Annotated in this window: 18 protein-coding genes, 1 tRNA gene and 1 pseudogene; 12 read left to right on the forward strand and 8 right to left on the reverse strand. The window is 60.1% G+C overall.

What is annotated here, in order from left to right:
• Positions 1-123: 123 nt before the first annotated feature.
• The 10 genes from rimP (at position 124) to EV281_RS11105 (ending at position 12,374) form a co-directional block, all read left to right on the forward strand.
• Complete coding sequence (gene rimP / locus EV281_RS11060) at positions 124-729, forward strand: ribosome maturation factor RimP (protein ID WP_112564901.1); 606 nt, start codon at positions 124-126, stop codon at positions 727-729.
• Positions 730-789: 60 nt separating this feature from the next.
• A complete protein-coding gene (gene nusA, locus EV281_RS11065; protein WP_132653112.1) occupies positions 790-2,394 on the forward strand; it encodes a transcription termination factor NusA in 1,605 nt (534 codons plus the stop codon).
• Complete coding sequence (locus EV281_RS11070; protein WP_132653113.1) at positions 2,394-3,080, forward strand: RNA-binding protein; 687 nt, start codon at positions 2,394-2,396, stop codon at positions 3,078-3,080. The genes nusA and EV281_RS11070 overlap by 1 nt, the downstream gene beginning before the upstream one ends.
• Before the next feature lie 102 nt (positions 3,081-3,182).
• A complete protein-coding gene (gene infB, locus EV281_RS11075) occupies positions 3,183-5,954 on the forward strand; it encodes a translation initiation factor IF-2 (RefSeq protein ID WP_132653114.1) in 2,772 nt (923 codons plus the stop codon).
• A 75-nt stretch (positions 5,955-6,029) separates the two neighbouring features.
• Positions 6,030-6,431 (forward strand): 30S ribosome-binding factor RbfA, encoded by a 402-nt coding sequence (gene rbfA / locus EV281_RS11080; protein WP_132653115.1) that lies wholly within the window; start codon positions 6,030-6,032, stop codon positions 6,429-6,431.
• An 11-nt stretch (positions 6,432-6,442) separates the two neighbouring features.
• Entirely contained in the window at positions 6,443-7,375 is a 933-nt protein-coding gene (truB, locus tag EV281_RS11085) for a tRNA pseudouridine(55) synthase TruB (RefSeq protein WP_132653116.1), read from the forward strand.
• A gap of 91 nt (positions 7,376-7,466) precedes the next feature.
• Complete coding sequence (locus EV281_RS11090; RefSeq protein WP_132653117.1) at positions 7,467-8,318, forward strand: alpha/beta hydrolase; 852 nt, start codon at positions 7,467-7,469, stop codon at positions 8,316-8,318.
• Positions 8,319-8,471: 153 nt separating this feature from the next.
• The gene (rpsO, locus tag EV281_RS11095) at positions 8,472-8,741 is read left to right on the forward strand and encodes a 30S ribosomal protein S15 (RefSeq protein ID WP_132653118.1); all 270 of its coding nucleotides are present in this window, start codon (positions 8,472-8,474) and stop codon (positions 8,739-8,741) included.
• A gap of 334 nt (positions 8,742-9,075) precedes the next feature.
• Positions 9,076-11,226, forward strand: a complete 2,151-nt coding sequence (gene pnp / locus EV281_RS11100) for a polyribonucleotide nucleotidyltransferase (RefSeq protein ID WP_132653119.1) — start codon at positions 9,076-9,078, stop codon at positions 11,224-11,226.
• Between the two features lie 131 nt (positions 11,227-11,357).
• Positions 11,358-12,374 (forward strand): class I SAM-dependent methyltransferase, encoded by a 1,017-nt coding sequence (locus EV281_RS11105; protein ID WP_132653120.1) that lies wholly within the window; start codon positions 11,358-11,360, stop codon positions 12,372-12,374.
• Between the two features lie 45 nt (positions 12,375-12,419).
• Here the strand turns inward: EV281_RS11105 and fabI are convergent, their stop codons facing one another.
• The 3 genes from fabI to fabA are packed head-to-tail and all read right to left on the reverse strand — an operon-like array spanning position 12,420 to position 15,025.
• Positions 12,420-13,226: an enoyl-ACP reductase FabI gene (gene fabI, locus EV281_RS11110; RefSeq protein WP_132653121.1), complete on the reverse strand. Its 807-nt coding sequence runs from the start codon at positions 13,224-13,226 to the stop codon at positions 12,420-12,422.
• Between the two features lie 4 nt (positions 13,227-13,230).
• A complete protein-coding gene (fabB, locus tag EV281_RS11115; protein WP_132653122.1) occupies positions 13,231-14,463 on the reverse strand; it encodes a beta-ketoacyl-ACP synthase I in 1,233 nt (410 codons plus the stop codon).
• Between the two features lie 46 nt (positions 14,464-14,509).
• Positions 14,510-15,025 (reverse strand): 3-hydroxyacyl-[acyl-carrier-protein] dehydratase FabA, encoded by a 516-nt coding sequence (gene fabA / locus EV281_RS11120; protein ID WP_112564876.1) that lies wholly within the window; start codon positions 15,023-15,025, stop codon positions 14,510-14,512.
• 302 nt (positions 15,026-15,327) lie between these two features.
• Here fabA and irrA point away from each other — a divergent pair, with 302 nt between their 5' ends.
• Positions 15,328-15,747 carry an iron response transcriptional regulator IrrA gene (gene irrA / locus EV281_RS11125; RefSeq protein WP_132653123.1) on the forward strand — a complete coding sequence of 140 codons (420 nt, stop codon included), beginning with the start codon at positions 15,328-15,330 and terminating at the stop codon, positions 15,745-15,747.
• Positions 15,748-15,750: 3 nt separating this feature from the next.
• On the opposite strand, the gene EV281_RS11130 is transcribed toward irrA, so the two are convergent.
• Complete coding sequence (locus tag EV281_RS11130) at positions 15,751-16,386, reverse strand: trimeric intracellular cation channel family protein (protein ID WP_132653124.1); 636 nt, start codon at positions 16,384-16,386, stop codon at positions 15,751-15,753.
• A gap of 113 nt (positions 16,387-16,499) precedes the next feature.
• Between EV281_RS11130 and EV281_RS11135 the strand changes: the two genes are divergently transcribed.
• Positions 16,500-16,970, forward strand: a complete 471-nt coding sequence (locus EV281_RS11135) for a hypothetical protein (protein ID WP_132653125.1) — start codon at positions 16,500-16,502, stop codon at positions 16,968-16,970.
• 3 nt (positions 16,971-16,973) lie between these two features.
• Here the strand turns inward: EV281_RS11135 and EV281_RS31590 are convergent.
• The 4 genes and pseudogenes from EV281_RS31590 to EV281_RS11155 all read right to left on the reverse strand — a co-directional run.
• Positions 16,974-17,180, reverse strand: a pseudogene (locus EV281_RS31590) (YdcF family protein); the annotation flags it as partial.
• 68 nt (positions 17,181-17,248) lie between these two features.
• Positions 17,249-17,971, reverse strand: coding sequence for a YoaK family protein (locus EV281_RS11145; protein ID WP_132653126.1), 723 nt, complete (start codon positions 17,969-17,971; stop codon positions 17,249-17,251).
• Between the two features lie 148 nt (positions 17,972-18,119).
• Positions 18,120-18,195 (reverse strand) — tRNA-Ala (locus EV281_RS11150).
• Positions 18,196-18,343: 148 nt separating this feature from the next.
• Positions 18,344-18,724: a TIGR02300 family protein gene (locus tag EV281_RS11155; RefSeq protein WP_132653127.1), complete on the reverse strand. Its 381-nt coding sequence runs from the start codon at positions 18,722-18,724 to the stop codon at positions 18,344-18,346.
• Positions 18,725-18,835: the final 111 nt, after the last annotated feature.

Raw genomic sequence — 18,835 nt, forward strand, 5'->3', positions numbered from 1 at the left:
ATAGAACGGGACTATATGGCACTCAAATTCTTGATCGTACGATGAAGAGTGGGCCGCGAGGACCCGCTCTTTTTTGTTAGCGCGATCATCCCGAATGCCAGAAAATCGCAGGGAGCGCACCGCTTGTCGGATCTGACAAACGCAGACAACGAACGCGAGCCGCGGCTGATCACCGAGACCGGGCTTGACCAGCGCCTCGCCGATATCATCGAACCTGTGCTCGTGGACATGGGCTTCCGCCTCATTCGCGTGCGCATGCTCAATCAGAACGGCATGACGATGCAGGTCATGGCCGAGAAGAACGATGGCACGATGACCGTCGAGGACTGCGAGCAGGTCTCCATGGCGATTTCTCCGGTGCTCGATGTGGAAGATCCGATCGATAAAGAGTATCATCTCGAGGTGTCTTCGCCGGGTATCGACCGCCCTCTGGTGCGGAAATCCGATTTCACTCGCTGGCAGGGCCACCTCGTGAAGTGCGAAACGTCGATCATGATCGGCAATCGCAAACGCTTCCGCGGCAAGATCGTCGAAGCGGACGCCGACGGGTTTACGATCGAACGTGATCAAGTTGCCTACGGCGAGGAGCAGAAGGTCGTCATCCCCTTCACAGCGCTCAGCGATGCCAAACTCATTCTGACCGACGATCTGATCCGCGATGCGCTGCGCGCCGACAAGCTGGCGAAGGCGCAGGCTGCGAACCAGAACGAAGCGGACGACGAAGAATAACCGATCAACGTAAGCTCCAGGGACGGGAACCCGGGTAGTCAAGGACGGAGAAACAGAACAATGGCAGTCAGCGCAAACCGGCTCGAACTTCTGCAGATCGCAGATGCAGTGGCGCGCGAAAAGGTCATCGACCGCGAAATCGTGCTTGCCGCGATGGCCGATGCCATCCAGAAGGCGGCGCGCTCCCGTTACGGTACCGAATCCAATATCCGCGCCGACATTAACCCGAAGACCGGTGAAATCCGTCTGCAGCGCCTGCTCGAAGTCGTCGAGAAGGCTGAAGACTATTCCACCCAAATCCCGCTGGAATTGGCCCGCGACCGCAACCCGGACGCTGCCATCGGCGATTTCATTGCCGATCCGCTGCCGCCGATGGATTTCGGCCGTATCGCCGCGCAGTCGGCCAAGCAGGTCATCGTGCAGAAGGTGCGCGAAGCCGAGCGTGACCGCCAGTTCGACGAATTCAAGGATCGCGTCGGCGAAATCGTCAACGGCACGGTCAAGCGCGTCGAATATGGCAACGTCATCGTCGACCTCGGCCGTGGCGAAGGCATTATCCGCCGCGACGAAATGATCCCGCGCGAGAACGTCCGCTATGGCGATCGCGTCCGCGCATACGTATATGATGTGCGTCGCGAGCAGCGCGGCCCGCAGATCTTCCTGTCGCGCACGCATCCGCAGTTCATGGTCAAGCTCTTCACCATGGAAGTGCCCGAGATCTACGACGGCATCATTCAGGTGAAGTCGGTCGCCCGCGATCCGGGTTCGCGCGCCAAGATCGCCGTGATCTCGAACGATAGTTCGATCGATCCGGTCGGTGCCTGCGTCGGTATGCGTGGTTCTCGCGTTCAGGCCGTCGTCGGCGAGCTCCAGGGCGAGAAGATCGACATCATTCCCTGGTCGCAGGACCCGGCGACCTTCGTCGTCAACGCGCTGCAGCCGGCCGAAGTCGCCAAGGTCGTTCTCGACGAGGACGCAGAGCGCATCGAAGTGGTCGTACCGGACGAGCAGCTTTCGCTCGCCATCGGCCGCCGCGGCCAGAACGTTCGTCTCGCTTCGCAACTGACGGGCTGGGACATCGATATCATGACGGAAGCCGAAGAATCGGAACGCCGTCAGAAGGAATTCAACGAGCGCACCAACCTCTTCATGGATGCGCTCGACGTCGACGAGATGGTCGGACAGGTTCTGGCTTCGGAAGGCTTCGCTGCCGTCGAAGAACTGGCCTATGTCGATCTCGACGAAATCTCATCGATCGACGGCTTCGACGAAGATACCGCGCAGGAAATCCAGACCCGCGCCCGCGAATTCCTCGAAAAGCTCGAGGCAGAAATGGACGAGAAGCGCAAGGCTCTCGGCGTTTCCGACGAGCTGCGCCAGATCGATGGCATGACTGCCCAGATGATGGTCGCGCTCGGCGAGGACGGCATCAAGACGATCGAGGATTTCGCAGGCTGTGCAGCCGACGACCTCGTCGGCTGGACCGAACGCAAGAACGGCGAGACGAAGAAGTTCGAGGGCCTGTTCTCGAAATTCGACATTTCGCGTGTCGAAGCCGAACAGATGGTCGTGCAGGCCCGCCTGCTGGCCGGCTGGATCACAGAGGAAGACCTTGCGAAGGACACAGAGGCTGTTGAGGCCGATGCTGCCGAGCAGGACGCATAATGACGCTAACGCCGGACACATCTCCTGAGGACGACGATCTTGCAGGTTACGACGTGAACGGCCGCATGTGCATCGTGACACGCGAGAGCGGATCGCCTGATGAGCTGATCCGTTTCGTGGCCGCCCCTGACGGGACGGTGGTGCCGGATCTTAAGCGCGAGCTGCCGGGACGCGGCTGCTGGGTGAAGATCGATCGGTCACTGGTGGAAAAGGCGGTGGCGAAGAAGCTCTTCGCCCGCGCCCTGAAGGCCGATGTGAAGGCCGCCGATGACCTCGGCGAGAGATTGGAGCGGCTGTTTTTGCAGCAACTCCTGCAGATGATGAACATGGCGCGCAAAGCAGGCCAGCTCGTCACCGGCTCCGCCAAGGTGGATGCAGCAATCCGCAGCGGAGCTGCGCTTGCGGTGTTCCACTCGACGGATGCGGCAGCCGACGGTGTCAGAAAAATAGACCAGGCCCGCAAGGCCTGGCACCTCGGAATGGAAACCGAGGAGGAAATACCTTCCTTCCGTCTCTTCTCGGAGAACGAAATGGAAGGGGTGATGGGCCAGAATACTTTTATCCATGCCGCAGTGCTTGCAGGGCAGGCAGGTGAGGGTGTAGTGAAGCGCGCAAAGATGCTCGAACAGTACCGTAACGGCGGTCAGTCCCGGGCACCGGGCGGCGCTGGCCAGCAAAAACAATGATGCGGTCACCGGCGGAAGCCGGCCCCAATATCATTGATCGATTGTATGTGATTGACAGGGTATGATGGTTTCATCGTTCCCTGTCCGAAGGAACGGGAACGAATGACCGACAGCAACGACGACAAGACACTCAGCGTAACGGGGAAGAAGACCCTCACCTTGAAACCATCAGGGATGAGCCAGGGTACCGTTCGCCAAGATATGGGTCGCGGTCGCACCAAGGCGGTCGTCGTCGAGACCCGCAAGCGGCGCCCGATGCGCCCTGAAGACGAAAAGCCGATCACGCCTGCTCCCGCTGCTCCGGCGCGCGCGCCCGAACCAGCACCGGCGCCCGTGCAGGCTCGCCCGCAGCAGCCGGCGCCAGCCCCGCGCGTCCATCAGCCCGGCGGCCAGAACAACCAGCGCCCGCAGCAGAGCAACCAGCGGCCGCAGCAATCCTACCAGCCACCGCGCCAGCAGGATCGTCCGCGCCCCGTTGTGCTGAACCACCTTTCGCCGGAAGAAATGGATGCCCGCCGCCGCGCGCTTGCCGAAGCGCAGGCCCGTGACGCCCAGGATGCCATCCGCCGCGCGGAGGAAGAAAAGCGCCGTGCCGTCGAAGAGGCTGCACGTCAGGCTGCCGAAGCGGAAGAGGCCAAGCAGCGCGCTGCAGAAGAGGCTGCACGCCAGGCCGAGGCGGCAGCAGCCGCCGAGGCCGAAGCTCCGGCACCTGCTGCTCCCGTAGCGGAAGCGCGCGTTGAAACTCAGCGTCCGCAGCAGCCGACACCGCCATCCGCACCGGCCGCTCGCCGTCCGGAAGCCACTCCGTCGCCCTCAACGGCCCGGCCTGCGCCGGGTGCGCCGGCAGGCGCCCGTGGTCGCCGTAGTGAAGGCGAAGATGATGAACGTGGCACTTCGCGCGGCGGTCCGGTCCGTGGTCGCCCGGTTCGTCCGGAGCCCGCAAAGCCAGTGACGACCCGCCCGAAGAGCGAGGAAGACCGCCGCCGGGGCAAGCTGACCGTGACGACCGCAGACGTCGATGACGAAGGCAATGCACGCGGGCGTTCGCTTGCCTCCATGCGTCGCCGCCAGGAGAAATTCCGCCGCAGCCAGATGCAGGAAACGCGTGAGAAGATTTCGCGCGAAGTCGTCCTGCCGGAGACCATCACCATTCAGGAACTGTCGCAGCGTATGTCTGAACGTGCGGTCGACGTCATCAAGTTCCTGATGAAGGAAGGCCAGATGATGAAGCCGGGCGACGTCATCGACGCCGACCTTGCAGAACTCATTGCCGGCGAATTCGGCCACACGGTCAAGCGCGTCTCCGAATCCGACGTCGAACTCGGCATCTTCAATGTCGCCGACGTCGAAGGCGATCGTGTTTCGCGTCCGCCCGTCGTCACCATTATGGGGCACGTCGACCACGGCAAGACCTCGCTGCTCGACGCCATCCGCCATGCCAACGTGGTTGCTGGCGAAGCAGGCGGCATCACGCAGCATATCGGTGCCTATCAGGTGGAGCAGAACGGTCAGAAGATCACCTTCATCGACACGCCCGGCCACGCAGCCTTCACGGCCATGCGTGCCCGCGGTGCGCAGGCGACCGATATCGCGATCCTCGTCGTAGCGGCCGACGACAGCGTCATGCCGCAGACGATCGAATCGATCAATCACGCCAAGGCGGCCGGTGTTCCGATCATCGTGGCGATCAACAAGATCGACAAGCACGAGGCTGACCCGCAGAAGGTTCGCAACCAGCTTCTGCAGCATGAAGTCTTCGTGGAATCGATGGGCGGTGAAACGCTTGACGTCGAAGTATCTGCCAAGACCGGCAAGAACCTCGACAAGCTGCTCGAAGCCGTTCTGCTGCAGGCGGAAATCCTTGATCTCAAGGCCAATCCGAACCGCACCGCGGAAGGTACTGTTATCGAAGCCCAGCTTGACCGCGGCCGCGGCTCGGTTGCAACGGTTCTCGTTCAGAACGGTACGCTCAAGCCCGGTCAGATCATCGTCGCCGGCGATGTCTGGGGTCGCGTCCGCGCCCTAGTCAACGACAAGGGCGAGCACATGAAAGAGGCGCCACCGGCCATGCCGGTCGAAGTGCTCGGTCTCTCCGGTACGCCGCAGGCCGGCGACAAGTTCGCCGTCGTCGAAAACGAAAGCCGTGCCCGCGAGATCTCGGAATACCGTCAGCGTCTTGCCCGCGACAAGGCCGCTGCCCGCCAGTCGGGACAGCGCGGTTCGCTGGAACAGATGATGACGCAGCTCCAGACGACCGGCGTCAAGGAATTCCCGCTGGTCATCAAGGGCGACGTGCAGGGTTCGATCGAAGCGATCGCCGGTGCTCTCGAAAAGCTCGGCACCGACGAAGTGCGCGCCCGTATCGTCCACTCGGCGGTCGGCGGTATCACGGAATCGGATCTTTCGCTCGCCGAGGCCTCCGGTGCTGCCATCATCGGCTTCAACGTCCGCGCCAATTCGCAGGCTCGTACGCTTGCCGAACGCCAGGGTATCGAAATCCGCTACTACAACATCATCTACGACCTCGTGGATGACGTGAAGGCGGCGATGTCGGGTCTTCTGTCGCCGGAACGGCGCGAAACCTTCCTCGGCAATGCCGAAATCCTGGAAGTGTTCAACATCACCAGGGTTGGCAAGGTTGCTGGTTGCCGCGTCACCGAAGGCAAGGTCGAACGTGGTGCGGGCGTGCGCCTCATCCGCGACAACGTCGTCATCCACGAAGGCAAGCTCAAGACGCTCAAGCGCTTCAAGGACGAGGTTTCCGAAGTGCCGATGGGCCAGGAATGCGGCATGGCCTTCGAGAATTACGAGGATATCCGCGCCGGCGATACGATCGAGTGCTTCCGCGTGGAACATATCACGCGCACGCTCTGATCGGATCACGATTGAAATCTTGGACGGGCGCCGGATGATCCAGTCCGGCGCCCGATCCTTTTGGGATAAAGAACAATGGCAACAAGACCCACATCCTCGGCACCTTCGCAGCGCATGCTGCGCGTTGGCGAACAGGTTCGCGCAGCAATAACCCAGGTGCTGCAGCGTGGCGAAGTGCGCGACGACATCATCGAGGCGACAGTGATCTCGATCTCCGAGGTGCGCATGTCGCCCGACCTCAAGATCGCCACGGCCTATGTGACGCCGCTCGGCGTTTCCGACCACAGTGTCGTCATCGATGCGCTGAACCGCAACGCGAAGTTCATTCGCGGCCGACTCGGGCCGCAGCTGCGGCAGATGAAATACATGCCGGAAGTGCGCTTCCGCGACGATACCAGCTTCGACAATTATAAGAAGATCGACGACCTCTTGCGCTCGCCCGAGGTGAGTCGCGATCTCGACAGCGACGACGAATAACAGAAGAACAGATGTCCAAACCACGCAAACCCAAGGGCCGCCCGGTTTCCGGCTGGCTGATCCTCGACAAGCCGGTGGATTTCGGCTCGACGGAAGCCGTTTCCAAGATCAAGTGGCTCTTCAAGGCTCAGAAATGCGGTCATGCCGGCACGCTTGATCCGCTCGCATCCGGGATGCTGCCGATCGCGCTCGGCGATGCCACCAAGACCGTTCCCTATGTGATGGACGGCCGCAAGATCTACGAATTTACGGTGACTTGGGGCGAAGAGCGGGCGACCGACGACCTCGAAGGCGAGGTTACGCTGAGCTCCGACAAGCGGCCCAGCGAGCAGCAGATCCGTGACATCCTGCCGAAATATATCGGTACGATCAGCCAGGTCCCGCCGCAGTTCTCAGCCATCAAAATCGCCGGCGAGCGGGCCTATGATCTGGCACGTGATGGCGAGGTGGTCGAGATACCCTCGCGCGAAGTCGCGATTCATCGCCTGACGCTTCTCGCCTGCCCGGGTTCCAATACGGCGCATTTCGAGGTGGAATGCGGAAAGGGTACCTACGTGCGGGCGCTTGCACGCGATTTCGGCCGCGAGCTCGGCTGCTACGGCCATATTTCCGGCCTGCGCCGGACTTTCGTTGCGCCGTTCGCCGAAGAGACGATGGTGCCGCTTGTCAAGCTCACCGCGCTTGAAGAGATCGAGGACATGGATGAGCGCCTTGCCGCGCTCGATGCCCTGCTGATCGATACCTGCGAAGCGCTGTCGGCCCTGCCACATCTTGTTATCAGCGACGACCAGGCGCACCGGCTGAAGATGGGCAATCCCATCCTGGTGCGCGGCAGAGATGCTCCGATTGCCGAAAGCGAGGCCTATGCGACGGCACGCGGCAGGCTGATCGCTATCGGCGAGATCGGACAGGGCGAATTCCGGCCGAAGCGCGTCTTCGGCTGACGGGCAACCGCGAGCATCGCGGCAATTGCCAGACAATGACGATGCGGTATGTTTCCTGGCGGACCACAAAGGCCAACCAAAGGGGAAGAATATGCGCAGAATTACACTGGGAATACTGACGTTCTTTTCGCTGTTTCTGACCGTTGCCAGCGCTCAATCCGCCGAGCGCTGGGCCGGCCTTCCTGCCTTTCCTGCGATGCCGACGCCCAAAACGAGCGGCATGGCGGATGTGAACGACATCAAGATGTATTACGCCGAGTATGGCGAAGGGGACCCTATCCTCTTCATCCATGGTGGACTTGGAAATGCCGACGTCTGGGGATATCAGGTCGCCGATTTTGCTAAGGATCATCTTGTCATCGTTGCCGATAGCCGCGGCCACGGGCGCTCGACGCGCAGCCAACAGCCTTTCGGTTATGATCTGATGACGTCCGACTATGTCGCGTTGCTCGACTATCTGAAGATCGGCAAGGTGACGCTGGTCGGATGGTCGGATGGCGGCATCATCGGCATCGACATGGCAATGAAGCATCCGGAAAAGCTTGTACGCGTCATCGCACAGGCGGCCAATGTCACGACCGACGGCGTAAAATCCGATGTGATGAACAACAAGACGTTCAACGATTACATCAACGTCGCCGGCGAATATTACAAGAAACTGTCGCCGACGCCGAACGAGTACGATGCCTTCGTCAACCAGATCTCCGATATGTGGGCAACACAGCCCGCCTGGACGGCAGCCGACCTCGGAAAGATCACAGTGCCGGTCACGCTCGCCATCGGGGACCACGACGAGGCCGTGAAGCTCGACCATACCGAAATGATGGCAAAGGAGATTCCGGGCGCAAAACTCGTCGTACTGAAGGATGCAAGCCATTTCGCCATGCTGCAGGATCCCGAGGGGTACGACGCGATGATCCGGAACGCCATTGCAGGGCCTTGAAACCCGCTGCGGGAGAGCCTCTTTCCATCGCTGCATAATTGGTTTATAGGCAGCGCCAGCATAGGGGCTATCCCCGATTGCATTCGCGGCCAAGGCTGGACGACATCCCGGCTTTTGGCGACTTGAAACTCCTCTCATAGAAAGGATTGTCCGATGTCGATCACTGCTGAGCGCAAGGCTGCGCTGATCAAGGAATACGCGACCGCCGAAGGCGATACCGGTTCCCCGGAAGTCCAGGTTGCGATCCTCACCGAGCGCATCAACAACCTGACCGAACACTTCAAGGACCACAAGAAGGATAACCATTCCCGCCGTGGTCTGCTGACGCTCGTTTCCAGCCGCCGCTCGCTTCTTGATTATCTCAAGAAGAAGGACGAAGGCCGCTACACCAAGCTGATCAATAGCCTGGGTATCCGCCGCTAATGATTTTCCGGCGGGCGAAGCACTTCGCCCGCCGGATATCTTTTCGGGAGTGCATTTCCCGGTGACATTTTCCAGGCGCGCGCTATCTGCGTGAATGGAAAGACGGCAGGCCCGGATGGGCCGGTTCTGCCAGACCAACCGTTGACCTGTCATGGGGCAGGATTGCCGGATGCTTTCGGCCAGAGTTTCTCAAGAGCTTTGGCCCGATTTCCCTTAGGGGAAATCGTCCGCTCAAAGCTTCCCGTTGTCTTGCCCGTGATACGTCACACTGATTGCGGTCGACCTGCGCTGCTCCTGATGGAGAAGGCGCGATGGCTGCATTGAAGGACAGGACATGTTCGATACACATACCGTAGAAATCGAGTGGGCGGGCCGCCCACTCAAGCTCGAGACCGGCAAGATCGCCCGTCAGGCTGACGGCGCCGTACTCGCCACCTATGGCGAAACCGTCGTTCTCGCGACCGTCGTTTCTGCCAAGGCTCCGAAGCCCGGCCAGGACTTTTTCCCGTTGACGGTCAACTACCAGGAAAAGACCTACGCAGCCGGCAAGATCCCCGGCGGCTACTTCAAGCGTGAGGGCCGTCCGAGCGAAAACGAAACCCTCGTTTCCCGCCTGATCGACCGTCCGATCCGTCCGCTCTTTCCGGAAGGCTACAAGAACGATACGCAGGTCGTCGTCACCGTCGTCCAGCATGACCTCGAGAACGATCCGGACATCCTGTCCATGGTCGCCACTTCTGCTGCTCTGACGCTCTCCGGCGTTCCCTTCATGGGCCCGGTCGGCGGCGCGCGCGTCGGCTATATCAACGGCGAATACGTCCTGAACCCGCATCTCGACGAGATGGACGAGTCGACCCTCGACCTCGTCGTTGCCGGCACTTACGATGCCGTTCTGATGGTTGAATCCGAAGCCAAGGAACTGCCGGAAGATGTCATGCTCGGCGCCGTCATGTTTGGCCACAAGGGCTTCCAGCCGGTTCTCGACTCGATCATCAAGCTCGCCGAAGTCGCCGCCAAGGAACCGCGCGACTTCCAGCCGGAAGACTATTCCGAACTCGAAGGCGAAATGCTGAAGCATTTCGAAGCCGAACTGCGCGAAGCTTACAAGATCACTCAGAAGGCTGATCGTTACGCCGCCGTCGACGCCGTCAAGGCAAAAGTCAAGGCTCACTTCCTGCCGGAAGGCGTTGAAGCCAAGTATACGGCCGAAGAAGTCGGCGCAATCTTCAAGCACCTGCAGGCCAAGATCGTTCGCTGGAACATTCTCGACACCAAGAGCCGCATCGACGGTCGCGACCTGGAAACGGTTCGCCCGATCGTTGCCGAAGTCGGCCTGCTGCCGCGTACGCACGGTTCGGCCCTCTTCACCCGCGGTGAGACGCAGGCGATCGTCGTTGCCACGCTCGGCACCGGCGAAGACGAACAGTATGTCGACAGCCTGACGGGCATGTACAAAGAGCAGTTCATGCTCCACTACAACTTCCCGCCCTACTCCGTCGGTGAAACCGGCCGCATGGGTTCGCCGGGCCGCCGCGAAATCGGCCACGGCAAGCTCGCGTGGCGCGCCATCCACCCGATGCTGCCGTCGGCTGAGCAGTTCCCCTACACGCTGCGCGTCGTGTCCGAAATCACCGAATCCAATGGTTCGTCTTCGATGGCGACTGTCTGCGGCACCTCGCTGGCGCTGATGGATGCCGGCGTTCCGCTGGCAAAGCCGGTTGCCGGTATCGCCATGGGTCTGATCCTCGAAGGCGATCGCTTCGCCGTCCTCTCGGACATTCTCGGTGATGAAGATCACCTCGGCGACATGGACTTCAAGGTTGCAGGTACCGCCGATGGCATCACCTCGCTGCAGATGGACATCAAGATCGCCGGCATTACCGAAGAGATCATGAAGGTCGCCCTTAAACAGGCGCAGAGCGGTCGTGCCCACATTCTCGGCGAAATGGCGAAGGCCATCACCGAAAGCCGCGGCCAGCTCGGCGAATTCGCTCCGCGCATCGAAGTCATGAACATTCCGGTCGACAAGATCCGCGAAGTCATCGGCTCCGGCGGCAAGGTCATCCGCGAAATCGTCGAAAAGACCGGTGCGAAGATCAACATCGAGGACGACGGCACCGTCAAGATCGCCTCTTCCTCGGGCAAGGAAATCGAAGCGGCCCGCAAGTGGATCCACTCGATCGTTGCCGAGCCGGAAATCGGCCAGATCTACGAAGGCACTGTTGTCAAGACAGCCGACTTCGGCGCCTTCGTCAACTTCTTCGGTGCCCGTGACGGTCTCGTCCATATCTCCCAGCTCGCTTCCGAGCGCGTCGCCAAGACGACCGATGTCGTCAAGGAAGGAGACAAGGTCTGGGTCAAGCTGCTCGGCTTCGACGAACGCGGCAAGGTTCGCCTCTCCATGAAGGTCGTCGACCAGGCCACCGGCCAGGAAATCCCGGCGGCCGAAAAGGGCGACAAGAAGAAGGACGAAGCGGCCGAATAAGCTGCGCCTTCTCCTCTGATATCGGGCGCGGGACTGTTTCCGCGCCCTTTTTGTATTCGAGCTTTGCGCAATTGCGGACGGAAGCCCACTGCGCATTTTCCTGGAATTGCTCCAGATGACGGGACCAGACGATGAGCCGCGAGACGCTTAAGACCCTCTTTCATCCCTTTGCCAGTGAAACCATCGCGCCGCCCGGCGAAGGCCAGCGTGTGCTCTTCCTCGGCGCTGAGGCGGGCTTTGCGCTTCCCGAAGGCTTTGCCGCCTCGCTCGAGGCCGTACAGGGCTTCAAGCCGCTCTACAGGCAGCTTCTGGCGCAGCGTATCGAGGCCAAGCCCGAAATCGACGGCAACGATTACGACGCGGCGCTGGTGCTCTGCACCAAGCACAAGGGTGAGAACGAGGCCAATATCGCCGCGGCCGTTTCGCGCGTGAAGGCAGGGGGACTCATCCTCGTTGCCGGCGGCAAGGAAGACGGTATCCAGCCGCTGCGTAAACGCGTGGAAAACTTCGGCCTCGATATCGAACACATGCCGAAATATCATGGCGTTGCCCTCTGGTTCGGCCGGCCGGCCAATATCAGCGAGATCGTTTCGAAATTCGGGACGTCGCCCGTGCGTGTCGAGGGCCGCTTCATCGCCTCGCCCGGTATGTTCTCGCATGACCGGCTCGATGCCGGGTCGCAGCTTCTCGCTTCTCGTCTGCCGACGGATTTTACCGGCGATGCGGCCGATTTCGGTGCCGGCTGGGGGTATCTTGCGGTCGAACTAGCTGAGAAGTCTCCAAATCTTGCCCGCCTTGACCTCTATGAGGCCAACTACGAGGCGCTGGAGGCCGCCAAGGCCAATCTGGCGGAGAACTGCCCGAACGCGCCTGCGCGCTTCTTCTGGCACGATCTGGCGGGTGAGCAAGTGCGCGACAAATACGACCTCGTCATCATGAACCCCCCTTTTCACGAGGGCCATGCAGCCGAGCCCTCGCTCGGCCAAGCGATGATCAAGACTGCCGCTTCTGCACTGCGCGGGGGCGGGCGGCTGATGCTGGTCGCCAATCGGGGCCTGCCCTATGAGCCGGTGCTCGCAGAGCACTTCAAGGAGAGCGGCGAGACCTGCCGCAACGCGCGTTTCAAAGTGCTGTGGGCAAGGAAATAAAAAAGGCAGCCCTTGGCCGCCTTTTCTTTGAAGCTCTGCCCCGCCTTATTCGACGTCTGCCTTGCGCAGCGTCTCCAGCGTCGGCATCGACGTGATGTTGTAGCCGGCATCGACGAAATGGATTTCACCGGTCACGCCGGTCGACAGATCCGAAAGCAGGTAGAGCGCCGAGCTGCCGACCTGATCGATGGTGACGGTCTTGCGCAGCGGCGCATTGCGCTGGTTCCACGATAGGATGGCGCGAGCGTCCGAGATACCAGCGCCGGCGAGCGTGCGAATCGGGCCTGCGGAGATGGCGTTGACACGGATGCCGCGCGGGCCGTAATCGGCGGCCAGATAGCGCACGGACGCTTCCAGGGCTGCCTTGGCGACACCCATGACGTTGTAGTTGGGGATGACGCGCGTGGAACCGTTATAGGTCAGCGTCAGCATCGCACCGCCATCTTCCATCAGCGGCGCACAGCGCTTGGCGATCTCCGTGAAGGAGAAGCAGGAAATGACCATGGTGCGGCTGAAATTCTCACGCGTCGTATCGGCGTAAAGGCCCTTAAGCTCGTTCTTGTCTGAAAAGCCGATCGCATGAACGATGAAATCGAGCTTGCCCCAACGCTCCCTGATCGTATCGATGACCGTATCGACCGAAGCGATATCCTCGACATCGCAAGGCAGGAGAAAATCGGATCCGAGTTCGGCTGCAAGCGGCTTGACGCGCTTTCCGAGGGCCTCGCCCTGAAACGTGAAAGCCAGTTCGGCGCCCTGGGCAGCAAGCGCCTTAGAAATCCCCCAAGCGATCGAATGATTGTTTGCGACGCCCATGATGAGGCCGCGCTTACCCTGCATGATTCCCGTCATGTTATTATCCGTTGTAGCGCTGGAATACGAGCGTGGCGTTGGTGCCGCCGAAGCCGAAAGAGTTGGAGAGAGCAATATCGATTTTGGCATTGTCGATGCGCTTGCGGACAATCGGCACGCCTTCAAATTCAGGGTCGAGTTCTGTGATATGCGCGCTTTCGCCGATGAAGCCTTCCTGCATCATCAGCAGCGAATAGATTGATTCCTGCACGCCGGCAGCACCAAGCGAGTGACCAGTCAACGATTTAGTGGACTGAATGTGCGGCAGCTTATCACCGAAAACCTCGCGGATGGCGCCGATTTCCTTGCTGTCGCCGACCGGCGTCGAGGTGCCGTGCGTATTGATGTAATCGACGTCACCCTTCACGGTCGCCAGCGCCTGGCGCATGCAGCGGATGGCACCTTCGCCCGAGGGAGCGACCATGTCATAGCCGTCCGAGGTGGCACCGTAGCCGATGATCTCGGCATAGATCTTGGCGCCGCGCGCCTTGGCATGTTCCAGCTCCTCAAGGACGAGCACACCCGCACCGCCGGCGATGACGAAGCCGTCACGGCTGACGTCATAGGCGCGCGAAGCGCTCTCCGGGGTATCGTTGTACTTCGAGGACATGGCACCCATGGCGTCGAAGAGGTTCGACATGGTCCAGTCGAGGTCTTCGTGGCCACCGGCAAACATCATGTCCTGCTTGCCCCACTGGATCATTTCCACGGCATTGCCGATGCAGTGCGCGGATGTGGAGCAGGCTGACGAGATCGAATAATTGACACCATGGATCTTGAACCAGGTGGCGAGCGTTGCCGATGCGGTGGACGACATGGCCTTCGGCACGGCGAAGGGGCCGATGCGTTTCGGGCTGTTGTTCTTGACAGTGATCTCCGCCGCTTCGATGAGCGTGCGCGTGGACGGGCCGCCGGAGCCCATGATGATGCCGACGCGCTCGTTCTCACTGTATTCCTTTTCGTCCAGGCCGGAATCGGCGATCGCCTGTTTCATGGCGACATGGTTCCAGGCGCCACCCTGCGACAGGAAGCGCATGGCACGGCGGTCGACCAGTTCGGCGAGCTTGTCGGCACCGAGCTTGGGGCTGCCCCAAACCTGGCATTTGAAGCCGTGCTCGGCGAAATCGCTGGAGAAGGAAATTCCCGACTTTGCCTGCCGCAAGGATTCGGTGACTTCGGCTGCGTCGCTCCCGATCGAAGACACGACACCTAGACCCGTGACAACTACCCGTCTCATCTGATCAAACCCTTGTTGTTTTCGTGAGCCGCTCGCAATGCGGTTTTCAGGCCGTCTTGTCTTTCGAGAGACCGACGCGAAGATCGGTCGCCTGATAAATGGTTTCGCCGTCCGCCTTCAGCCAGCCATCGGCAGTGCCGAGCACCAGACGGCCGCGCATGACACGCTTGAAGTCGATACCGTATTCTATCAGCTTCGTGTGCGGACGAACCATGCCTTTGAATTTCACTTCACCGGTCGAGAGTGCCATGCCGCGACCTTCCTCTCCGAGCCAGCCCAGGAAGAAGCCCGTGAGCTGCCACATGCCATCGAGGCCAAGGCAGCCCGGCATGATCGGATTGCCTTCGAAGTGGCAGGGGAAATACCAGTCGTCCGGGCGCACATCATATTCGGCACGCAGATAGCCCTTGTCGAAGGCGCCGCCCGTCTCGGAAATATCCGTGATGCGGTGAACCATGAGCATGGGCGGCAACGGCAGCTGTGCATTGCCAGGCCCGAACAGTTCACCATGTGCGCAGGCGATGAGTTCTTCGTACGAGTAACTAGACTGTCTGGTTGTCATAAATCTCTGTTTCCCCCCGCGTTCTTGCGATGGATGTGTGTCTTTAGTCCAAGTTCCTAAGAAAATGAAGCGCAAGCATGGCGGCTTCTTTTCTGAGTTCCCGACTGGGCCTGAGCCAATATTTGGTGGTCGCATACAGGAAGGCCAAGGCCGCGACCAGACCTAATTGCGTCAAAAGCCCGTTTTTGCGGCCTTTTGAGCCTCCTTGTCCCCATTGAACTATTGAAAGGCTTTTGCGCAAAAGTTATATCGCATTGAGGAAACCTGATTGCTTTATGCCAGAATAACTGGAGTTGGTGTTGATGACGGGTCAAGCCCCGATCGCCATAGAGGTAAGGCTGCGTGCCGCCGGCCTGCGCCCCACCCGGCAGCGCGTCGCGCTTGGCGATCTCTTGTTTGCCAAGGGTGACAGGCATCTGACCGTCGAAGAACTGCATGAGGAAGCGGTCGCCGCCGGCGTGCCTGTCTCGCTCGCGACCGTTTACAATACGCTGCACCAGTTCACCGAAGCAGGGATGATCCGCGTTCTCGCTGTCGAGAGCACCAAGACCTATTTCGACACCAACGTCTCCGACCACCATCACTTTTTCGTCGAAGGTGAAAACCAGGTGCTCGATATCCCGATCAGCAATCTGACCATCGACAATCTGCCGCCGCCGCCCAAGGGCATGGAAATCGCCCATGTCGACGTGGTGATCCGCCTGCGCCCGAAGCAGAGCTGATTTTCACATCACGTCATCAGGGTGTCGGCCGGGCTTGTGCTTGTAGGTCGGAAATGTCCATCCGAACCATAGGGCGCCGGCGCGTACTGCAAAGGCGGCTGCAACCCCACAGGCCGACGCGATATAGAGCTCCGCCCCAAGCGCATTGACGCTGGTAAACACCCCTGCCCCGACCAGAGCCGCCGTCACATAGATTTCCGGCCGCAGCAGCACCGAAGGCTCATTTGCCAGGAGATCGCGCAGGATGCCGCCGAAGGTCGCCGTCAAGGCACCGGTGACGATGGCAATCGTCGGTGAGCCGGTGGCGGCCAGTCCCTTGGCGGCACCAAGCACACAATAGGCAGCCAGACCGACTGCATCGAGCCAGATCAGCAGGCGATAGCGCGATTCCAGGAGATGGGCGGTAAAGAAGACAACGACGCCGACAATGCAGCAGATGACGATATAGAGCGGATTCAACACCCAGAAAACCGGTACGCGGCCGAGAATGATATCGCGCACCGTGCCGCCGCCTGTTCCCGTCACGATCGCGAAGAACAGGAAGCCGATCAGATCGAGCTGCTTGCGTGAGGCAGCCAGCGCGCCGGTAGCGGCGAAGAGGGCAATGCCGGCGTAATCGAGATAATTGAGCAATGACATCGAAGCCTCCGACCGGCGAAATGAGGCATTACTGAATCATCGCGGCAAGGGCGGCGCAAGGCGGCGCGCGCAGAATAGAAGGCCAGAAAGCCTTTATCCATAAGAGGAAAGCCGTGAAGCTGCTGCCCGTACTCCTGAACGTCGTTGTGCTGCTGGTCGAGCCGGTTGCGGCCTTCGCTCAGCAATCGCTGATCTCCGACCCCGAGATTTACGAGAAGAAACATTTCCAGGAGCAATGCACGGAAGCCTCCTTCGGCGATGGTTTCCTCATCCGTCAGGATATCAACAATGACGGGTTGATGGATGCCGTCATCAACGAGGGCGAACTCACCTGCGATGGTCATAAGGGACCGCAATGCAACGAAGATGGTTGCACCTATAATTTCTATCTGCAGGTCGCCGAAGGCGGTTACTTCATGATCGCGACCGCGCAGATCTTCGGCTATGATTTCGTGAAGCGGTTTGGCAATATGGTTCTCGCGATGAAGATGAATCCCCGCTTCTGCGACCGCACGAGCGGCGATCCCTGCGTAGTGACCACGCGTGTGCGCGGCGCAAAATTCGTCACCATCTCCAAGAAATAGGTTTCAGCGCGGAAAGAGCGCCGAGGTGCGGCCGGCGAGGTAGTAACCGACGAGGCCGTACCATTCGCGAAAGGCAGTCCCAGGTTCTGGCCGTTCCGGCTCGGCTGCGTAAGATCGAGACCAAGCGTGACATTGCCGGTGGTGCGGTAATCCATTGGCCAAGCACGATTCGATGCCGAGCTTGCGAAACAGGCCAATCGAACGCGGCATGGCTCAACTTCTCGCTAGGTACCGTTCGGTCTTCCTGCCCGCTTCGAAAGCGACCGCAATGGTCGGCATCACCTCGCGCGTACCGGATGCGGTTGAGGAGATGCAATCTTTTGATTAAACCGACGTTGCAGCGGGCGCGGAATGAACAAGGCTACAATCGCCAGCGCCATCGCGAAGATGGAGACCAGCCACAGCGCCTGCGCGCCCACAAGACGTGTCATGAGGGCACCGCTGACGGCACCAAGCATCATGCCGCCCCAGGGCACGATCTGAATGGTCCAGTCAACGCGCCGGTCACCAATGATCCAGCGGCCTATGCCGCGGCCGAAGCGCGACAGCGCACCAGTCACATAGGTCAGACCGATCGGCAATCCTTCTACATGCTCGACCGCCGCATTCACCATGCCCATTGCGAGAACGATCGTATAGAACCGTGCCATCAACAGATCCTGCAGTGTCATCATCGAGGCCAATGCAAGCAAAAGGCTGACGCAGCAGAGCACGACGAAGATGCGCCGTTCGGCCCGGTGCGCGACGACGATCCCGGCGGCATTGCCGAGCACGAAGACGATGATGGCGGACAGCAGCACGGCGGCGTGCCTTACATCGCCGCTACTCAGAGCAAGAGCCCCCCGTGTCGTATTGCCCGTCATGAAGGAAACGAAATCGCCGGTCAGAAGCAGTCCGGTTGCATCCGTCATTCCCGCAAGAAAGGAGATCGCGCCGACCAGCGCCAGTCCGGTCGCAGTCCTGCGGGTTCTGATAATGCGGCGGCGTCTTGCTCGTGTCATGGTGTCCGGGTCCAGGAGGCGCCGAATCGGGTGACCTCAACCGATATAAAAACCCGCTTTCAGCCTTCGACAATACGACAACTGGCTAATGACGGAAAAATGCCAGTTATGTTGACCTGAAATGCCCGCTGAACTGCATTAGGAAATTTGGTGGAGCTAAGCGGGATCGAACCGCTGACCTCTTGCATGCCATGCAAGCGCTCTCCCAGCTGAGCTATAGCCCCATTAGGGTGGTCCGGACTGGCCGGTCCTGGGATACTCGGGAGGGCGTTCCCTCAGGAGTGGCGGCTTATTACTTGCGGTTTTCGCAGATGGCAAGCCTAAAAAATCCGGCCCGGAAAATTTTTGTCATCCGGGCCGCCGTTCGTCCTGTCAGACGTCGTCTTCGTCACCGGTGACGCCGATGATGTCGCTCATGTCGTCATCTTCATCGTCTTCATCGGCTTCGAGGAAGGTATCGTCATCATCGCCTTCGATTTCGACATCATCATCACCGATATCAGGGATATCATCGCCGGAAGCGCCGTCTTCAGCGTCTTCGAGCGAAACCAGTTCGACTTCGGTGTTTTCGGTATCGACCTCAGCAACCTCATCCTCGTCCTGAACTTCGGCGGTTGCCGAGGTTTCTTCGAAGAAGGACAGGGGATAGGACTTGCCCGTGTAAGGAGAAACGATCGGATCCCGGTTCAGGTCGTAGAACTTCTTGCCGGTTTCCGGATCGGTGCGCTTGGTTCCAAGTTCCGCTTTCGCCACTATAAGCCTCGTGAGAATGGCCGAATTCAACATTCGGCAAATGCCGTCAAATCGGCGTTCTGTTCGGAATTTATAAGCCGGTCCCCTTAATCGCTACGGCTTCCCGTGTCA

Origin of the sequence: Rhizobium sp. BK418 (assembly GCF_004341105.1) — a bacterium.
Classification (GTDB): Bacteria; Pseudomonadota; Alphaproteobacteria; order Rhizobiales; family Rhizobiaceae; genus Rhizobium.